The following is a 20100-nucleotide window of genomic DNA, read 5'->3' on the forward strand; positions in this document are numbered from 1 at the left end:
GTTTGCGCCGTCCACCCGCGAAATGAAAAGCGCCGCGAACGATTCGTTCGCGGCGCTTTTTTACATCCGCCAATGACCCGGCGTCAGTGCCCCTGCCCCACCGGCCCCTGCATCCGCTTGCGCTCTGCGTCGCTCAGGCTGCTCCACAGTTTCGGGTCGACGTTGCCGCCCATGCCCAGAATCTGCACCGGACTCGCGGCGTCGTAGCGATACCCCGAGCCGTAGCGTCCAGCGTCCCCGTTCGCAGCGGAAGGTTTCCCGTCTGCCGCACCATGGCCACCGTCTGCCGACGCGCCGAGCATGCGAATCGTGAAGATCGACGACTGCCCTGCGCGCTGGCCGGCCCGGTCGCGCGACACGGCGTCCTGTGCCGCCGCAGCCGCTTGCGCCGCCGTGGCACTGGCGTTCGTCAGCGCCCCGACGTTCACCGCGGCGATGGTCGGAATACCCACCGACTTGCCTTGCACCTGAATGTTGTCGGCGTTCAACACGTGCAGCGCCGCAATGTTGACGTTACCGGACACGCGAATCCCCGCCTCGCCGGCGTCGATCGTGCCCAGCGGCGCGATCAGATCGATATCGCCCGGCGGCACCTCCGCAATCGGATTGAGTGTGGCGATGCCCGCCCCGGTGTTCGGCGTGCTCGGCGAAAGCGATACCAGGCCCAGATCGTCGTACACGCGACGCTGCGGCGTGTAGACCACGGTCGACTTCGAGCCCCGCCCGGCGTTGATGTCCCCCTGCGCCGACCATGCCAGCACATTGCCGCCGAAGGTCGTGAAGATACGGCTTTGCCCCAGCAGGATACTGTCGCGCGAGTACAGATCGACGTTGCCACGCCCCTGCGTCAGCACACCGGAGCCTTCGCCCGGCACGAACCCGCCGTCCACGCCCACGAGCGTGCGCCCACCAGGCGTAAGGATGCTGATGCCGCCGCCGAAGTCCGTGTGAATACCGGCATCCTGGACTTCGTAATGCGGTACGTCATAGGCCGGGCTGCCGCGCGCGATCCATTGTTCCTTCGTCAGATAGTTCACCCCGGGCAGCGGGCGCACCGTCGACTCGCGGTTAATGTTCTGCAGGTAATACATCGCACTGCTGTACATCGTGAGGCTGCCGTCGTACTTGAGCGGCGTGCCGGACGCGTCCTGCGTCGGGAACAGCGTGGCGATGGCTTCGCGTCCGCGCACGTAGCTTCCCGCGCGCGGACCGGCAGCATCGTTGTACTCGCGTCCCGACGCCCGCAGCTCGGCGAAGTAGACGTCGCGCAGATACACGCGCTGTTGCTCCGGCGGCAGCGCATCGAAGAACTGACGCGCGTCTGACGATGCCGCATCGAAGTGCAGTCCCGCGTTGTTGCGTCCTCCGTAGCGCGTAGTCAGCCAGTTCACCAGGTACAACTGGCTTTGCTGCGCGTATTCGTTGCGCAAATCGCGCTTGGCCGCGCCACCCGCCGTCCCAGCCGCCAGACTGGCGGCGTTGAGTTCTGCCTGCTTGCTCGCCAGGAACGCGTCGGCACCCGCTGCGTCACCCGTGTAGCCGAACTCGTGATTCAACCATCCCTCGAGCGTCAGCGCGCCGCCATAGACGACTACGGCCTTGCCCGGCTGATCTGCGAGCGGCCGCCCGCCATCCGCCAGATTGGCGGTGTCGAGGTAGCGCGCAGCGAACGCCTTGAAGTCGACGCCATCGAGCCCCTTCGGGCCGACGCCCGCCGCGACCGCAATCGCCGCACCGTTGCTCCGGTCGCCCGGTCTGACGTTGACGAGCGCACCGAGGCTGCGCAGCTCCGCCTTGTCGCCCATGAACACGTCGCGCCCGGCCGTCACCTCGAGCGCCCCGGGCCCCGCCACGTAGAACGTGCTGTACCGGATGTCGCGTCCCGCCGAGACCACCGAGACGTCGTCGGCACGGTTGTGAACGATCAGATTGCCCTGCGTGATAACGCCCGTCTGTCTCTCCGGCTTGCCCGGCTTGTTGACCGGATCGAACGGATCCGGCGTCAGCGACCACCCGGCGAAATCGTTGTTGGAGATCAGGTAGGTGCCGAGCGGCGTTCCGGCACCGACGATATCGCGTCCGGCGCGAATCGCCACCGCGCCATTGCCCTCGTACCACGTCGGCAAGCGTCCCGTCTGCGCGCCTGCCACCGTGCCCCGGTAGTTGATGCCCCCGGTCTGCAAGCCAACGATGTCGCCCGTGACCGCGTAGAAGCGCGCGGGTGACACGTAGCCGACGTCGTATCCCGAGACGGTCGCGGGTGTCAGGCTGAACATCGGGAAAGTGGTGGCGCCCGACGGACCGTAGTAGTAGAAGAGATCCGGCGCGAGCGCGTCGCGTCGCACGTTGGTCAGATAGGAACGATTGCCCGGGATGTTGACCGTGCCGCCCGCAAACGCTGGCGACTGCGGCGTCGGCAACGCCGTCGGGTCCGCCGCCGAGCGGCTCATCGGGAAGCCACCGCCGAACATCGACCGGCCGGCGAGCATCTCGAGCGCACCGCCATCGCTCGCAACCTTGAACAACGTGCTGACAGGCTCAGGCGCCATCAGCATCGGTGTGTCGGCTTTCGCTTTCGCGCCAGTGCTGTCGTAACTATCGGTGGCCGACGAGCCGTTCAGGATATTGCCCGCTGCCGCCGTCACACGCAGTGTGGCGGGCAACACGAAGCGCCCGTCGGTCGGGGAATAGTTCGCACCGTCGCGCGCGGCGGATGCGATCGCGGTGAGGGGCGCCACATTGCCGCCCGCGCTGGTGAGATCGATCGCCGTCGACGGCGTCCACAGCGTAAACCAGCTGAAGCCTTCACCGCTGTAATCCACACCGGCCACGCTGAACGGCGTGCCATTGGTGCGCAGCTTGGTGCGCGTGGCATCGCCATACCCGCCGATGACCAGATCCCCACGCGCCTCGACGCGCGCCGTCGAATCGCCGAGCACGAGCGTCGGGCCGCCCGAGGCCGTCCCCGACATGATGCCGAACGGATCACCGGCGCGCGAATCGCGCAGATCCTGACCACCGCCCTTCACGTCTACGCCCCCTAATGCGCCCGCCTCGACACGCGTGGCGCCGCGCAGGTTCGTAAAGGTGCCGTACAACGAGAGACTCGCGTTGCGCCACGCGGTGGCGTCGGTGATCAGGCTGTTGGTCGGCGCCACCCCCCGAATTTCACGCACGGGGTTGAGTCCGCCGCCGATACGGATGTCGAGATCGCCGCCACCGGTCAGCAGAATCTGCGAGCCGTCTGCCGACACACGGCCCGTGCTGCCCACCGCAACATTCACCCCCTGACTGCGGGCAAACACTTTCGTGGCGTCGGAATTGCCCGGGCCCATGCGCGATTCGAGCATGCCGGCGTTGCCGCCGGCCTCGACCACGACATTGCCGCCGCCAAGCGTACCCAGCCCCGTGAAGCCAACCAGATACGGCGTCGTCGCAAACGCGTTGTAGCCTTCCGTCGGTCCCGCGGTGTACGACCCGAAATTGATCCACCAGGCCCCCGGCACGCCGCCATCGGCAATCGCCGAGCCGGAACCCTGACGCCAGATCCAGTTGCCGACGTTCGACATGTCGGCCGCGTCGCGCGGCGTACCGAAACTCGTCGTACGACGGAATCCCGCCCCCTCGGACACGGTATCGCCACGGATATCCCCGCCGGCGCGAACAAACAGATTGCCGCCGTGCTCCGGGTACCACGCGGCGTAAAGGCTCTGCGCTCCGCCATCGACATACTTCTCGAACGTGCCACCCTCGGCGCCGAGCACGTTGGCGCCTTTCACCTTGGAACGGGCCAGGTTGTAGGCGCTCGTCACATCGCGCGCCTGCGTACCGGCCGTATAGACACCGAACGGCGAGTTCATCGTGAAGTTACCCGCCGCGAGCATGTCGAGGTCGCCGGTGCCCGTGCGCAGCACGCTGAACAATGTTTCGCGCACCGGCAAAATGTTGACCTGATATTGCGGCGGGCTACCCGGCGTCACCAGACGGAAGATGTCGTATCCGTCCGTGTTGTACATGTCGATATCGGAATCGACCGTCAGGCCGTACATTTCCGCCTCGAACTCCGTCACGATCTCCCCCGGAATGCTCCCGTACAACTCGGCATCGGCGCCCCAGCGAATCACGCCCAACGACCCCGTGCCCGGAATCCGCAGTCGCTCTTCGCCCATGCCGTAGTGCGTATCCGAGAGCACCAGATGCCCGTTGGCACCATCGGGTCGAAGTGCGCGCGGATCGGCCGCAGCCGTGTCGGCGCCGGCCACGAGCCGCAGCGACCACGATGCCGAGCCCGGCGCGAGCATCGGTGCAAGCGCCAGCACGCTGCCCTGCACACCGTCGGCATCCGCCGGACGCAGATTGACGGACTTCGCACCGCCCGGCAGCTTCACGTCGGTTTCGGCCGGAATGATCGCGCCCTTGCGCAACGCCAGATTGCTCGCGAGCACCAGATTCACCGGCAACACCGCGCCCGCCGGCCAGGTCATCGCGCCAACGGCCGCGGCGGCAGGAAGCACGACGCCCGCGTCGAGTTGCGTGCCGCTGTGCAGCGTGAGCGCCGACGACAGCACCGCGCCCGCCGCATGAATCACGTTGCCGGACGCGTCGCGCACCGCGCCGCCCAGCACCGTGCCTGCGGGCAACGTCAGGTCGCCCGCGAGCGTGACGCGCGCCGGCAGACGCACCCCCGCAGGCAGTGTCGCGCCCTGTACGGGTGCGTCGAAGTTGAGCTTGCGACCGGCCACGAACGAGGTACCGCTTGCAAGCGTGACGAGCCCGCCGACAGGCACGACCGCGTCGTTGCCCCACCCCGCGACGCCGCTCGTGAGCACCCATCCCCGATTGTCGGAACCCGGCGTGAGCTTCGTCGTGTCGAATCCGTCGCTCAGACTGCCGAACACGTTCAGATTGCCGCCCGCGCGGATCGTCAGCGCACCGGCCTCGCCGCTGCCGTACACGCCGGTCTTCTGTGTGTGAGGGTTGAGACTCGCATAGCGATAGCGCGACATGTCGATGTCGCCGTCGAGATGAATGTCGCCGTCCGGCGTCTTGCTGACGATCTCGACACCGGGACGTACGTGGAACGCATCCGTGTAACGACGCAGCCCCGCAAGCCGGGCGAGCAAATCGCCGTTGGCCAGCGCGTTCGTCATGAAGGTCTCGTTCTGGCCGTGCAGCGTATCCAGGTACGCCTGATTGACGATCTGGTACGGACGGCCGTCCACTGCCGTATCCGTGCCGACCGGCGCATTCGGGTCGCGGTGCATGCCGTTGACGGTAATCGCGCGAGCACCGTCGATCACGACATTACCGCCCGCGTCGATGGCGATGTCGTTACCCGTTGCACCGCCCAGGCGGCGAGCGTTGATCTCGACGGTGCCGACATTGAGCGGCGTACCGTTCGTGCCGCCGCGCACATCGAGACGCGCACCGTCGGCGAGCACCACGCGCCCGTCATTACCGTTGATCTCGATAACGGCGCGATTCGCCGCTTCGATGATTTGCCCATAGCTGTCACGGCGCGCCACCTTGCCGTGCGCGTCGAGCACGGCGTTGCCGCCCACGCCAACGCCATCACGCGCCGACAGCCGGATCGTGCCCGCCTGATCGCCGCTGGCGTCCACCCGGCCCAGCACGTCGAGACGTCCGCCGTCGACCGACAGCGTGATCTCACGCGCCTTGAGTTCGTCGCCGATGACGAGATCGCCACGCTTGATCTGGAAACTGCGGCTGCCAAAGACACCGCCCTCGTTCAGGCGTGCATTGAGTGCCGCGAAGTCGTCGACGCTTTGCGCCCGCACGTCCATGCCACCCGCCGCAAACGGTACCCACGTGCCGCCGGCGTCGTACTTCCCGCTGGCACCGCCCAGCAGCTTGCCCAGCAACGACACGTTGCCGCCCGACGCCCCCAGTGCCGTCACCGTCAGCTTGCCCGCACGATTCTCCATCGCCGACAGATCGATGCGCGATCCGCCGGCCTGACGCACATTGCCGTCCGTACTGGAGACGATCACGTCGCCGCCCCAGCTGTACTTGCTCACATCGAAGAAGTCGAGCTTGCGTCCGGCCAGATCCAGTTGCGCGTTGTCACCGAGTACCACGTCGCCCTGTGCGGCCACGCTGAGTCGTCCGCTCGGCAGCAACACGTTCGTGTCGACGCTCGCCATACCGCCCGCTTTCAGACTGACCTCTGCGCCGAGACTGCCGACGAGGTCGGCGTTGCTCAACACCGGTTTGGCGCCGGCACTCGTCACCGAGAGATTGTTGCCTGCCGCGTACCGGATCGTCGAACCTGCGGCCCCCGTAAGCAACGGCGTATTGATGACGATATCGCCGCCGCTGTAGTCGTAGTCCTGCTTCTGCGCGTTCCAGCCGTCCTGCGACCGGTAGACGGACAAGCCGCCCTTGTAGTTGGCGCTCATGCGCTCGCTGGCGTTCAGTCGCACGGTAGAGAAACCAAGCGCCAGGCGATTCATGTCGTGATTGGAGTCGACCTGCGTGGCGGGCCCGAAGCCGAGCAGGATCTCCTTGGCATCGACGACAAACTGTCCGCTACCCGTGCCAGCGCCACCGGCGGTCACCGCGCCTGCCGGATACATCGAACCGCTCCACACGAGGCGATCGGTACGAATACGTGCCAGCGCATCGCTCGCGCCGTAGCCGAAGATCGCCGGTGTGCCGAGCACGAGCGTGTCGATCCGCGACTTGCCGGTCGCGGCATCGATGGTCGAGAGTTCCACCGAATCGAAGAAGTTGATCGAATCGCGGGCGACCAAAGACAAACTCTCGAGCGCCGGCGCGCCATAGGTCGTGTCGCCGTTCAGCAAGCGGCTGAGTACCGATTGATTCAGTGCCAGCCCGTCGGCGAGGCGTCCTGCTGCGGCCAGTCCATCGAGCGAGGCCTGATTGCCCACATTCACACGGCCCACGGACAGCGACAACTGACGCGTGCCATAGCGCACGGTGTCGGTGATCGTGAATCGCTTGTCTGTCGACACCGCAATGCTGCCTTCGGAGAGCAGCAGCGTTTCGCCCGTGCAGGCGGCACCGGGCGCGCACACTCCGAGGTCAATGGCCCCGGCGCCATCCGTCGCGCTACCGATGTCGGGCGCCATCAGCGTCAATCGGCCGTTTGAGACGGCCAGGACACTTCTCGCCCCCGGCACGAAGACATACCCGAGGGTGGAGTCCCACATCGACTTGCCGTAGCCAAGCGTATTGATACCGCTGCCTTGCTCGATGCGAATCCCGCCCGCCGGCGATGCTGTCGAGATGAACACGTCGCTCGCACGGAGCATGGCACCGCCGCGCAGCACCACTTCCGTGAGCCGGCTGCGCAGGCCGGCCTTCAGTCCGTCGACCAGCGAGCCCGATGTACTGCCGGTGACCTCGGGCAGGCCGCCGATCCCGACGCGGGCGGCACCAATGGCGTTCAGATCCGTGGCGTACAGCGACACGAGATCGCGCTGGCCTGCCGTCGGCGTAGCTTGGGGCCCGATAATCTCCAGACGATTGCCGGACGCCGACACCAGCAGACTGCTGCCGTAACCGCCCGGCGCGGCATTCCCGGCAAGCGATCCTTCGAAGCGAAACGCCGGGGCGTTGCCAATCTTCCCCGTCTGCTGGTCCGATATGAAATTCAGATCGAGACGCTTTGCATCCGCTTCGATGAGCCTGCGCGACACGCCATCGCGCGTTGCGCTGGCGCGGGCGAAGTCCGCATAGCGCATTTCGTTGTATTGCGAATAGGTGCGCAAGACGTCTGCGGGCGTCAGCACCGCCTGCGTCGGAACGGCATTGCGGATACCGGTGTTGCTCACACTCAGGGTCACCGAGGTGTTGAGCGAACCATTGCGCATCGCGACCGGGCCAAGCGACGCATCCACACCGGCTTGCGTTTGCAATTCGACACGGAACGCGCCGGGCATCAGGGCGAATGTCGACGGCAGCAACGTGTAGGTGCCCGGCGGCAATCCGGGCACGCCCGCGCCGACGGTGATCTGCTGGCCCGCGAGCGGGGCGCCCGCGCCATTCTCGCCAAGCACCGGCGCGTACGCCGGCTGCGCGCCGGGCACGATCGCATAGACGGGATTGGTCGACAGGCTCGGCAAGCGGAAGCTCGCCTTGTTACCCGTCTGCACCACCTGCATGAGCGGCGACAGACGTGCATCGACCGACCCGCCGCGCCCCACCAGGAAAGCCGCACCGCGAATCTCGCCGCCGCCCGACAGGTCGATGATCGCGCCCTTGTCCACGCCGACCGAATGACTGTTCACCACCACCGACGGACCACCGCCGGCCCAGGACGTCGGCGCGTCATTCCCCCCGTACATGTAGCTCAGACCGTCAAGCGATCCGCCGTAAGGCATCGCGAGCCCGTTGGCACTGACCGACGTTACGCTGCCGGGCAGCAGATGCAGCACGCCGACGAGTTCGGAATCCAGCACACCGCCGATCGTGATGGTGCCCATCGGGGCACGCAGTACCCCACCTTGCATGATCGTCGGCGCAACGAGCGTGAGGCTGCCGAACAACGAGTACGGCTGCGCGGGCAACGCATCACCCACGCGTTCGATGCTCAGCTTCCGTTTCGGATCGAGTTGGGTGTAGCCGCTCGCTGCCTGGTATTGCCCCACCACGAACTTGCCGCTCGCGTTCGCCGCCGGATAAATCTGCGCCGCGGCCAGCGTCAGATCGCCGGGCACGTAAAGCTCCTGGCGGCCGAGCAGACGCATGTCGCCCGTGCTGCGAAGCGCCACGTCACCGAACGCCCGTCGCTCCACGCGGACCGGCGCGCCGCTGTTCGTCTCGATGGTGCCCGCCGTACCGAATTGCACAACGCCCGTCAGGTCGAGCAACGCGGCATCGATCTCGAAGCGCGCGTCTTGCGCGATCTGCGGGAAACCGAGTTGCCCCTGGCCCCGGCCCGAGTTCTTCGAGCCATTCACCGGGTTCGGCAGCAGGAAGTTGTCGTCCTGACCGCCGCCGGCGGGGAGCAGTTGCACCTGCGGCGCCGAGAGCTTCACATGTGTCGTTACCGGTGCGCCCGTCGCAAGACCCAGCGAACTCGCCGCCACTCGCAGGCTCTGGCCCATCGACAGGCTCACGTCGCCCTCGAAGTCGAGCATGCCGTTAGCCGTCAGCCCGAGGTTGTCGAAGCCGCCCGCCTTGATGCGATCGACACCGATGCGCGCATTGCCCAGCACGAGCCCGCCATTGGCGGGGTCCCCCATCTGCCCCGGCAGCAAATCGCCGGACAACTGGCTCGCGCCTTGCATCTGCGCCACGATCAGCTCGCGCGCCACGCGCACCGCATCGTCGACGTTGGCGCCCTTGAGCGTCGAGCGATCGACCCGCCCGTAGATCGGCGTATCCATCACCACATTGAGCGTGCCGCCCGCCGCACCCGCGCCACCGGCTTCGGCCTTCATGTCGCCGTCGAGATAAAGACCGCGTCCGGAGGCGAGCGAAATCACACCGCCGTTGCTCGCGACATGCGTGCGCCCCTGCCCCGCCACATCGATGTCGCCCGACGTGCCCGACGCATCGAGCTTCGCGCCCGGACGCACCACGACAAACGCGTCGGCACCCACCGTCTTCGCCGCCTCCGGCACATACTTCGCACCGATCTGAATCGTGCCGCCGCCCGCGATCTTGCCGGTCAGCAAGCCCGAGGCCGACGCCGCCACGAACGGCCGCGCCGACACGTCGAGCATGGCCTGCTCGCCGATCCACATCGAGGTCGGTGTGAGGCGCCCTTCCGGCACATCGCCGTCCTCGGTCGTGAAGCCCCCCGGCAGCACGCTGATCGTGCCGGACGCTGCATGCAAACCACCCAGCAGCGTCATCTGACGGTTACCGGTAAGCGTGATGCTGCGCCCCGCATCTACCGTGATGTCCGAACCGTTCCCGAGACGAAGATCGCCGCGCTTGAATGGCGCGCCCGCCGTCAGCGAGATATCGGCGCCGCCACGTTGCGACACGGTGCCCTTGACAGGGTCGCTCTGCCATGTCGGCGGCAACCAGACCGACATGAGTCGCGCCGGGTCGGTGCCACTCACCGCCGTGCGGGCCGCCTGCAGGTCGACGTAGAGGACCGGCATCGTGACTTCGAGCCGGGCGTTGTCGGCAACGACCGCACCCAGTTGCCCCGTGACGTCGTACCGCGAAAAGCCTGTGGAGAAGAGATCGGTTCGCAGGGATGTCGGCGACGCGACACGGACTGCGTCGGCCAGCGTGAGCCCCGCAGGAATCGTCGCCCCTGTCTGCAGACGCACGTCGGCCGGCAGCGCCTGCCCGGCCTTCGCCACGATGTCGTAGGCCACGATCGGCAAACCGTTGGGGAACACGTTGGCGGGCACGATGTAGCCACTGGCGATCAGCCCGTCCGCGCGCACGATCTTTCGATCGATCGGTACGACATCGCCCGACCGGAATGCGTTGCCCGACTGGTCATACACCGTGTAGGTCGTGCCGTTCGCGCCTGCGGGCACGGTCCACGGCGACGACAGCGCGCCCGGTGTCGCCGTGGTGAAGAGCGGTTGCGTCTTCAGTACATCGCCGCCGCGCACGGTCGAGACGGTCTGCACAAAGTCGACCGACATGACGGTCCCGGCTTTGATGGTGTAGTCCTGCAACAGCGTGAGCGCAACCGGCGACGATTCGCCGGTCTGAAGCCAACCGTCCTTGTTCAGCCCGGGCGCGCCGATGATGATGCCGTTGCCCGTGTCGAGCTTGAGCGTACCGCCGCCGTTCACGCCGAACGCGCGCAGTTCGCCGTCGACCTGCAAGGCACCGGTGCGCCTGCCCGACGTGTCGTACTGGCTCGCGAGCAACGACACACTGCCCCCCTTGCCGCCGCGCACCGTACCGTTCGAGAGCATTCCCGCGCCCGACGAGGCATCGATGACGCTGCCCTTCGACAGCAGGATGTCGCCCGTGCTGGAGAGCATGACCGTGCCGCCGTCGGCATACGGCATGCCGTGAATGCCCGGTTCGCCGTCGTCGGCGCGATACCACAGGCCGCGCACATCGAGCGCCGCACCGTTGGCCACCTTCACGTACTGGTCACCGGCAACACGCGCGGTATCGACGATCGGGAGGTCCTGCCATGGATTGCCGCCCTGGCTCTCGTTCACGCGGCGCAGGATGTTGCCCGCGGTAATCGCACCGCCGCGTGCCGTGACATTGGCCGCGATATTGACGCGCGTGGCGTGCAGGCCGATCTCCCCACCGTCGGCCACGCGCAGATCGCGCGTGACATTCACGTCTTCGGTGGCGAACAGCTTCGCACCGCCGAAGTTCTGACGATTGAGCCAACCGGCGTCGAGCGAGATCTTTCCGGCGCGCGCAGCATCGAGCGGTGTGCCGAGCGCAATCGACGCCGCCAGCGCCTGCACGTCGCCGATGTCGATGGCACGCACCATCGCCCCCGGACTGTCGCGCAGCGCGAGCGTGGTGTCGTCGTAGTACGGCGTGAGCTTGCCGACGATCAACTGCCCGCCACGCGGGGCGGCGAGTTGGGATTGCAGGTAGCCGTCGTACAGCCCCCGGTCGGCCGCCTGACTCTGACGCGGGCCTTGATAGACCGTGGTGTCCACATCCCCCTCGAGCACGGCAGACTGCCCCGAGATGATGAGTCGCCCGGCGTCGCGCCCCACGGTGTAGCCGTTCTCCAGCCGTTGACCCGGCGCGATGAACAGCGAGGCGTAGGTCTCGGTAGTGTTCTTGCCCCAGCGCGCGTGCGCGACTTCGAAGCCGCGATACACGCCGAGATAGCGCAAGTCGCCCGGCGCGTTGTCGGCACGATAGAGCGAGCCGTCGTTTGCGCGCAGCCAGCTCTGCCGGATCATGCCTGTCTGCACGTCTAGCGTGCCGCCCGCTAGGTTGATGAGCGAACCGGCACGCGTGACGACCTCCGCCCCGCCCAACTGGACCGTGCCGCCCTGTGCGGCCCATTCGCCGATGCCGTGCTTCGCCGTGTTCAGATAGCCGCTCACTTCCAGCAAGCCGCCCGACGTGTACCAACGATCGGTGGAGAAGCCCTGCGTGCCTGCCGGCACGCGCACCAGATAGCGACGATCGATGTACAGCGTCTGGTTGTTGAGCAACGCCGAGTCGCGGTTGACCGGCGCGTCGCGTTGTTCGTTGCCCTGCACGCTGATCTCGAGATTGTTCGATGCCATCGAGACCTGCACGCCGACGGCGCCCGACACGTCGAGCTTCGCACGCGCCATCGCCAGCATGCGACGCGTGGCCGCCACATTGATCTGCCCGCCCGTGGCGAGCGTGAGCGTGTCGCTGTCGAGCAGGACATCGCCGGACGAGACGAGCTGCACCAGCGATTGATCGCGACGGTTGTACAAGCCCGACTCGGCGACCTTCGCCGCGTCGGCCATCAACGTCGCGCGCTGAACGTCGAGTGCGGTATCGCCCGACGTGTCGAGCACGATCGCATTGACCGCCCCGGGTGCGACATGCACCAGCGCATTGGCATCGCCGGTAGCCGTCAGGTGAATCGTGCCGCGCGTGTTGACCGATGTGGTCGAGACCAGCACACCGCTTTGCTCGACGTTGCGAGCCGTCAATGTGATGTCGCCCAATTCCGCCTGAATCAGACCGCTGTTGCTCACGCGCCCGGCCGTCGAACCGGCGAGCAGCATGGCTTCGACCTCGTTGCCACGCGTACTGGAATTCGGATTGCCGTCGGTGCCCATGCCGCGACGGATCACGAAGGCATCGCCCCCGGCGATCACCGTCTGGCCCGAGGGCGTGACGATGGTGCCCCGGTTATGCGCCTCGCGGCCGAGCAGCAGCACATAGCCGCCGCCCTCGGTGACAGACTTCGGACGCTGCGTGTTGATGCGCGCGCCCGCATCGACCACCACACTGCCGGTCGCGCCCGTGTGGCTGAACCCCGAGCCGGTGACGTTCAGATCGTTGGCGAAGGTCGGCACCGTGCCCCCCGCGAGCGCTGTGCCGTAGATGCCCTGATTGAATTGATCGTTCGTCATGCCAACGGCGGCGGCCACGAGATTGCGCGTGTCGACCTGTGCCGTCCCCGTGAACTGGATGCCGTTGCGGTTGACGATCATCACCGTCCCGTCGGCCTTGATCTGCCCCTGGATCTGGCTCGGTCGCGCCTGCGGATCGTTGACCCGGTTGAGCACCGCCCAGCCCGGCTGCTGCGCGAATTCCACGCTCGTGCGGCGTCCGACGTTGAAGGTCTCCCAGTTCAGGATCGCCTTCTCACCGGTCTGCTCGATGGCGACCCGCGTGTTGCCTGCCGCGTCGCGCGTCTGCGCAATGTCCTTCTTCGCGTTGATCCAGCCTGCCGTGAGGCTGTTGGTGTCGACCTTCAGACCGCCTTCGGCGAGGCCGTCCGGAATCGTTTCGCCGGACGCGGCCGCGACCTGACGTGCGGCATTCTGGGCTGCCTGCATCGCAGCGATGCCTTGCGCGGCCGTGGCCAGATTCGCGACGGAGTTCTGCAGCGCCTGCGCCGCGCGTTGCTGTTGTTCGGACGGGTTTTGCAGCGACGTGACGGGCATGCCGTTCGGCAAGCGTCCGGTTTGCGCTGCCGTGGACTGGGCCGCGCCACGCGCCGCGAACCACGCGCTGCTGAACGCTTGCTGGGCATGGGCATGACTCCAGAGGCCGCCTGTGGCGAGCACCAGCGCCACTGCGCGCGTCATTGGCGAAATGCGCAAACGCTGAGCGCTTGCCGCCGAAAGTCGTGACTGAACCGTCTTGCCCGTATGTCCGCGTGTGACCATCTGGAACTCTCGCCTCATTCTGCGCCGATGCCGTCTTGCGGCGTCCACCCCCCGGGGTGATTCGGCTATTCCCGTAGATTCGTGCGTACTACGACCCAATTCGGTGTCGCAGAAACGTCGTGACGAGCTAAGACGAACCCGGAGGAGCGAGTCCGCAAATTTTTTAGCAGACACACATGGCAAGACGATTTCGGGGATGACGATGCGCGCCGCCGCTCGGCGCTCGGATGCCGCGCGACGCAGGCGAAATCTGCGTGGATTGCGCTGCAGATCCGTCAGGTAATCAGCTAAGGAGCAGCAAACCGCCCGGCAGATGGCGGGCCTGGAGGTCGAAGCTGTATTGCAGCTGCGAGATGGCGCGATCTAGCGACGCAATGTAGAAGCTGCCGCTGACCGGCTGGTTGCGCACCTGATCGTTCATCAGCACGATGCGCCCGGGACGATAGCGATTGATCTCGTCGAGCACGACGGCCAGACGCGTCTGGCGGAACACCAGTTCGCCGTTGCGCCATGCCGACACGTTGGTCGCATCGACCATCGTCACACCGGCCAGTTGGCGACGGTCGTACACGGTCTGCTGGCCGCCGCGCAGCACGCGATGCCCCGTCGGGTGATCGACTCGCACCGAGCCCGCCACGCAGGTGACGCAGACACGCCCGTCGAGATGGCGCACTTCGAAGCGGCCCGACGTCGAGGCGCTCGTGCCGCCGGCAGCCGCCACCACAAACGCTGTCGCAGCACCATTCCCCGCGCCGGCGGGCAAATCCACGGCGGCCTCGCCGCTCAGCAGCTCGATGCCGGACGCGTTGTCGGTGCGAATGCGGGTTTGCGTGTTGAGCGTGACGTCGACACGTCCGGCGAGCGTGATCGCGCGCTGCTCGCCGGTGGCCGTGGTGTAGTCCGCGCCCCATTCACCGGGCGATGGCCAGAGCCCGGCGGGCGGCCGGACGATGGCAGCCACGGCCAGCGCCGCCCCGCCTGCAACCATCGTGCCGAGAAAGGCGCGGCGGCCGGCCGTGCGCACACGTGCGGGCGGACGACGAACCAGCGTCTGACCGAGGGCCGCCGCCGCCGGGGTGTAGCTGTCCCATTGCGCACGCGCCGCGTGGAAAGCCGCCTTGTGGGCAGGGCTGGCGTCTAGCCAGTGTTTGAATCGCTCGGCATCCCATTGCCTGACCGTATCGGACTTGAGCAGGCGCAACCAGACCCAGGCTTGCCGATGCAGCTCGTCGGGGGTGTTGGCGTGGTCGTCAGGAATGGAAGTCATGTCAGTCTTGTTATTTGGCCATGCACGGCGGCAAAGCGCGCAGGCACGGCGGCCCGCGCAGTCGCATCCGTGGCCGGGTTCCGGCAAGGGAACCGAGTCTCGCCAATGCCGCCGGTTAACAGACGGTTGGCAGCAACGAAAACCGCAAAGTTTTCGCAAATTGAATTCTTACGGCGCATTACTCGCATGACGCGTCGCGCCCCATCTTGCGCGCCAGATAGTCGTGCGCGTGCTTGAGCTCGTATTCCACCGTGCGTTTCGAACATCCGAGCCGCTGTGCGACTTCCGACTGGACGAGGTTCTCGAAGTGAACGAGCACAAAGACTTCGCGCCGCCGTTCCGGCATGCGCTCCAGCCACTGCATCATCGTCTGCATCTCGATGCGCGCTTGCGCCGTTTGCGCCGGGCCCGGGGCCGGATCGGCCATTTCGATGAGCGTGTCGATTTCGTCGAGCGGCAGCGCCCGGCTGTTGCGCCGCAAGGCGTCGACCGCAATGTTCAGCGCCATGCGCACCAGATAGCTGCCGGGGCTGCGCACGGACGCCGACGAGGCTTCGAGGGCGTCATGTTCGCCATGCGCCGCTTCCGCCTCGTCGGCGGATGTCGACGGCGTCGGCTCGGCGTTCACGCGCAGCCAGGTGTCGTGCAGGGCGTCGCTCGCCAGATCGCTGCTGCCGAGCAGATGGGTCACGCGACGCTTGAGCGCACCGTAGTGACGAATCAGATACTCGGACAGGGCCGGTTGCGAGTCGTGCGCCATGTTCAGTGGTCCCGACGCTCGGTGGTGCAAGGCGTCGCCGTCACACCACGAGTGCCCTGGCGCACGTTCGGCGCGATCAGCAAGGTGAACGGTTGACGAAGGTCGGCAGGCGGCGCGATGTCCAGCGTCACCTGCTGCAAGGCGGCAACAATGGCGCGATCGCGTCTTGTGTCGCCCGTGCTGCTGAGGAGCTCGACGTTATCGAGGCCGCCGTGCGGCGCCACGCGAAAACGCAGCAAGGCGCGATACACGCCGGGCGCGCTGTCCGGGCGGGCACACAAGGCGGCCATCACGCTCGCCTGGACGAATGCCGGATACCCGGCGAGGCTTCCAAGGCCGCTGCGCTCACCCGCGCCGGAAACGCCCCCCTCTGCCGCACGCAGCACAAACGCAGGACCGGTGTCGCTGGCGATGCGTTGCGCAACGAGCCCGGTGTTTTCCAGCAGTTGTGTGAGCGCGGTTTGCGCGGAGAGGATGCCGTGAACGGGCGACGATTCGAGCCCCGCCACGAGTTCACTGCGGTACAGCGTCGGGAGACGAGTCACGCGGGCAAACTCTCGCAAGGCATCGGACAGCGGTTGCGCGGGAATGTCGAATGACAGGATAGCGTCATCGCCGCGAAGCGCCGGCTGCGCGGCGGCATGGGTGCCACCGCAGAAGACGAAGCCGGCGAGCGCGAACGCGCGCAGCGGCGCGAAGCTGCCTGTCATGTCGTCGAGAGTGGCGTTGGCTGGGAAGGCTGAATCTGCGTTGTCGCGCGTCGCCCTCGGGTGAAAACGGAACGTAAGTCGGCTTGAAAGTTACCGTTCGTTCGTGACAGACGCGTGACAGATCGCAGTGCTTCGGTCTCCTTAGCGCATCGCGGCGGCAGGTTCGCCCAGCAGCGCATCGAGATCGATGGCGACGGCCATGGCCTTGTAGCCGACATCTCCCGGGTGGAGGTGATCGCCGGAATCCATTTCCCGCTTCAGCTGCGACGGGTGATCCGGATCGCGCAGCACGGCATCGAAGTCCACGACGGCGTCGAACTCCCCGCTCTCGCGAATCCAGCGGTTCACTTCCCGACGCACCACGTCTTTTTCGGGCGAGTAGTGTCCCTCGAGCGGCGTGCCTTGCAGCCCGTGTTCGGTCGGCGCAATCGTGCCGGCGACGATGCGGACATTGTGCGCATGAGCCATCGCGATGAGCTGACGGAATCCCTGGATCAGCGTGTCGGCGCGCATCGCGGGTTCGTCGGGCGAAAACGGGCCACCGGGCCAGCCGATGTCGTTGGTGCCGAGCAGCACGATCATCGCGCGGATGCCGGGTTGCGAGAACACGTCGCGCCCTACCCGTTCGAGACCTGCACGGCCCATGCCGTCACTCAGCAAGCGCCCCCCGGAATTGCCGGCGTTGAGCACGGCGATGTTGCGACTCACGAGGCGTTCGGCCAAGGCGTCCGGCCAGCGTGTGTTCGCACCCGGGGTGGAGCCATTGCCGTCGGTCAGCGAGTCGCCGAACGCGACGACGGTGCGAGGCGCCTGCGCGGTCTCCACCATGACCCCGCTGACGTAGACGCGGGTACTCCATTGCGTTGCCACCGCCGGCAACTGTCGAGCGGCCGTCAGGTCGCCGTCGGCAACGTAGGCAATCTGGCGGGCATCGAAGTGAAAACCGGCCGGCTGACTGGGACGCGGCAAATAGAGCGACACGGCGACCTCCGACAGTGCAGGCAGCGCAAGCGGCACAGGGTCGCTGACGAGGCGCGCGCCGGGCGCCAGCGTGACTTCCGTCTTCCCGGCGAATCGCAAGGGCCTGACAGTGTCTGCGTCGACGGCCGAGCCTTCGGCGTGCCGTGCGATGGTGGCGGCGCCAACATGCAACGGCGAGGTCCCGCCTTCGTTGCTGATGACGACCCGGACTTGCTCGCCGCCCAGGCTCAGACGCGCCACTTGTCGCACGGTCTGTCGATTGAACTGGAACGGCAGGCCCGCAGGCAACACGAAGTCTCCGCTCCAGATGGGCTGCGTGCTCGCCATCCAGCTCGGACTCCAATAAACCGGCGACGTCGGCGCGGCGCTCGCAAGTGCAGCGGCGCCCGCCATCGTCAATGCCGCCACGCCCTGGCGAATGGTCGAAAGGGATTGGGTCGATGCCATGTCTGACTCCTTCAAAAAGTGTGTTGAGGGATTCAGTCTCCTTCTTTCCAATTTCCTTTAACAGATGGCAAAATTGCATTCACATCATTCTGAATTCGAATACTCAAATGGATACCTTGCGTGCCATCGAAGCCTTTTCGCACAGCGTTGAATTGGGAAGTCTGTCGGCAGCGGCACGCGCGCTGGGCACCACCCAGCCCACGGTCAGCAAACTGGTGATGCAGTTGGAACAGGCACTGGGGGTGCGCCTGCTACGTCGCAACGCGGCAGGATTGAGTCCGACCGAAGAGGGTCAACGCTTCTTCGAGCGCGCCCGACGCATGCTGGAGGACTATGAAGAGGCGGTGGCCGACGTGCGCGAGGGAACCCAGCAGCCGCGCGGCCTGTTGAGGGTCAGCGCGCCGGTGACGTTGGGGCAGCGGCATCTGAACGCCATGACGATGGCGTTTCTCGATCGGTACCCGGACATCGAACTCGACTTGCTGCTCGACGATCGCTTCGTCGATCCGCTGGAAGCGCGCATCGACGTGTCACTTCGCCTGGGCGGTGTACTGCCCCAGAATCTGGTGGCGCGTCACCTGGGCACCTGGCCACGCGTGCTCGTGGCATCGCCGGCCTACCTCGCGGCGCGGGGCACGCCGGACACTCCCGAGCAATTGCTGGAACACAATTACGTGCGCTATGCGTCCGGCGACGATGGCCTGTTGCTCGACGGACCGGACGGCCTGATCACTGTCCCCGTGAAAAGCCGCTACCGCGTGAACAACGCTGTGGCCATGTTCGACAGTGTGGTCGGCGGTGCAGGGATGTCACTGCAGCCTACGTGGATGGTCGCCGACGCGCTGACGCGCGGCGAACTGGTACGCGTGCTGCCGGCGTATACCGGCCCCGAACAACAAGCGCATCTGCTGTACGCACCACGCCGCCACCAGCCGCTGCGGGTGCGTGTGCTGATCGACTTTCTCAGCGAGCAGATGGCGCAGTTGCCGGGGCAGGCTACGTCGGCCTAGCAGGTCACGCCCCCGCCAACTCGAGTACGAGCGCACGATAGATATCGCGCGCGCCTTCCAGTTGATCGAGCGCGATCGACTCGTCGATGGTGTGCGCGTCTTCCTCGTTCCCCGGTCCCAGACCGATGGTCGGAATTCCGCGGCGCCCCGCCGATTCCGATCCGTTGGTGCAAAAGCGCCACGTCCCCAGACTCGCCACACGGCCCGCCGATTGCACGGCGCGCCCCGCCGCAGACACCAGCGCGTGATCGTCTGCAATCTGCCACGCGGGCAGCCATCGGAAAGGCCGTGCGCAGCAACCGGTGAAGGTCCGCACCTTGTCGCCGGTCACACTCAGCGTGAAGCGTTCCAGACCCGCAGCACGCAATCGCACCTCGATCTCCGAGAGCACATCCTGCGACGTCTCCCCCGGGAGCGTGCGCCGGTCGAAGCGGATCGTCGTTGCCGTCGGAATCATCGAAATCGACGGATACGGTGTCGAGACGATGTCCGTCGGCACCAGCAGCGCGTCGCCCAACGAGGCGTGCGTCGGCAACCGGAGATCCTGCAAGGCGATCAGCGCCTGCGCCGCAGCGTGCAGCGGGTTCACGCCGCACTCGGGCGACGCCGCGTGCGCAGGCGTGCCCTCGAACGTCAGCAGAATCTCCATCCGGCCCTTCTGCCCCGACTTGATCTGAAGCTTCGACGGCTCGCAAATCACCACCGCTGCGGGCGAGCACCGGTCCAGCACCGGCGCCAGCGCGAAGCCTTCGATGACCTCCTCCATCACGCTGGCCGAGACCGCGACGCGCTGCGTCAGACGCCCCGTCGCCGCCGCCTGCGCCACGCCACACATGGCCGCCGCGATGCCGCCCTTCATGTCGGTGCTGCCGCGCCCGTAGAGCCGCCCGTCGCGAATCTCGCCGCCGAACGGCTCGACCGACCACTCCCCGACCACGGGCACGACATCCATGTGGCCGTCGAACAGTACGGCCACATCCGTATCCGCCGGTCCGATGAGCCCCAGCACCGAACCGTTCTCGTCGCGATGAATCTCGTTGAAGCCGAGATCGCGCATGCGCTGTTCGACCAGCGCCGCCATGCTCCCCTCTTCGCCCGAGAGGCTCGGCGTGCGCACCATTTCCTGCGTCAGGGCAATGACATCGATCGTCAT

Annotated in this window: 7 protein-coding genes; 1 reads left to right on the forward strand and 6 read right to left on the reverse strand. The window is 66.6% G+C overall.

Annotated elements, in window-relative coordinates; translation table 11 throughout:
* Window positions 1-83: 83 nt before the first annotated feature.
* The 5 genes from ABWO90_RS16595 to ABWO90_RS16615 all read right to left on the reverse strand — a co-directional run bounded on the left by ABWO90_RS16595 (window position 84) and on the right by ABWO90_RS16615 (window position 17937).
* Window positions 84-13691, reverse strand: coding sequence for a filamentous hemagglutinin family protein (locus tag ABWO90_RS16595; protein ID WP_353192329.1), 13608 nt, complete (start codon window positions 13689-13691; stop codon window positions 84-86).
* A 364-nt stretch (window positions 13692-14055) separates the two neighbouring features.
* Window positions 14056-15039, reverse strand: a complete 984-nt coding sequence (locus ABWO90_RS16600) for a FecR family protein (protein ID WP_353192330.1) — start codon at window positions 15037-15039, stop codon at window positions 14056-14058.
* Window positions 15040-15217: 178 nt separating this feature from the next.
* On the reverse strand, window positions 15218-15799 hold the full coding sequence (locus tag ABWO90_RS16605) for an RNA polymerase sigma factor (protein ID WP_353192331.1): 582 nt from the start codon (window positions 15797-15799) through the stop codon (window positions 15218-15220).
* 2 nt (window positions 15800-15801) lie between these two features.
* Window positions 15802-16509: a TonB C-terminal domain-containing protein gene (locus ABWO90_RS16610; RefSeq protein WP_353192332.1), complete on the reverse strand. Its 708-nt coding sequence runs from the start codon at window positions 16507-16509 to the stop codon at window positions 15802-15804.
* A gap of 141 nt (window positions 16510-16650) precedes the next feature.
* A complete protein-coding gene (locus ABWO90_RS16615) occupies window positions 16651-17937 on the reverse strand; it encodes an SGNH/GDSL hydrolase family protein (RefSeq protein WP_353192333.1) in 1287 nt (428 codons plus the stop codon).
* Between the two features lie 107 nt (window positions 17938-18044).
* Between ABWO90_RS16615 and ABWO90_RS16620 the strand changes: the two genes are divergently transcribed.
* Complete coding sequence (locus ABWO90_RS16620; protein WP_353192334.1) at window positions 18045-18947, forward strand: LysR family transcriptional regulator; 903 nt, start codon at window positions 18045-18047, stop codon at window positions 18945-18947.
* A gap of 4 nt (window positions 18948-18951) precedes the next feature.
* Here the strand turns inward: ABWO90_RS16620 and ABWO90_RS16625 are convergent, their stop codons facing one another.
* Complete coding sequence (locus ABWO90_RS16625) at window positions 18952-20100, reverse strand: YgeY family selenium metabolism-linked hydrolase (RefSeq protein WP_353192335.1); 1149 nt, start codon at window positions 20098-20100, stop codon at window positions 18952-18954.

It is taken from the genome of Pandoraea pnomenusa (assembly GCF_040391475.1).
GTDB lineage: Bacteria > Pseudomonadota > Gammaproteobacteria > Burkholderiales > Burkholderiaceae > Pandoraea > Pandoraea pnomenusa_C.

Bases quoted from the DNA above. Each gene is read 5' to 3' on its own strand.
- ABWO90_RS16595 (WP_353192329.1), bottom strand. From the start codon at position 13,691: ATGACGCGCGCAGTGGCGCTGGTGCTCGCCACAGGCGGCCTCTGGAGT.
- ABWO90_RS16600 (WP_353192330.1), bottom strand. From the start codon at position 15,039: ATGACTTCCATTCCTGACGACCACGCCAACACCCCCGACGAGCTGCAT.
- ABWO90_RS16605 (WP_353192331.1), bottom strand. From the start codon at position 15,799: ATGGCGCACGACTCGCAACCGGCCCTGTCCGAGTATCTGATTCGTCAC.
- ABWO90_RS16610 (WP_353192332.1), bottom strand. From the start codon at position 16,509: ATGACAGGCAGCTTCGCGCCGCTGCGCGCGTTCGCGCTCGCCGGCTTC.
- ABWO90_RS16615 (WP_353192333.1), bottom strand. From the start codon at position 17,937: ATGGCATCGACCCAATCCCTTTCGACCATTCGCCAGGGCGTGGCGGCA.
- ABWO90_RS16620 (WP_353192334.1), top strand. From the start codon at position 18,045: ATGGATACCTTGCGTGCCATCGAAGCCTTTTCGCACAGCGTTGAATTG.
- ABWO90_RS16625 (WP_353192335.1), bottom strand. From the start codon at position 20,100: ATGACGATCGATGTCATTGCCCTGACGCAGGAAATGGTGCGCACGCCG.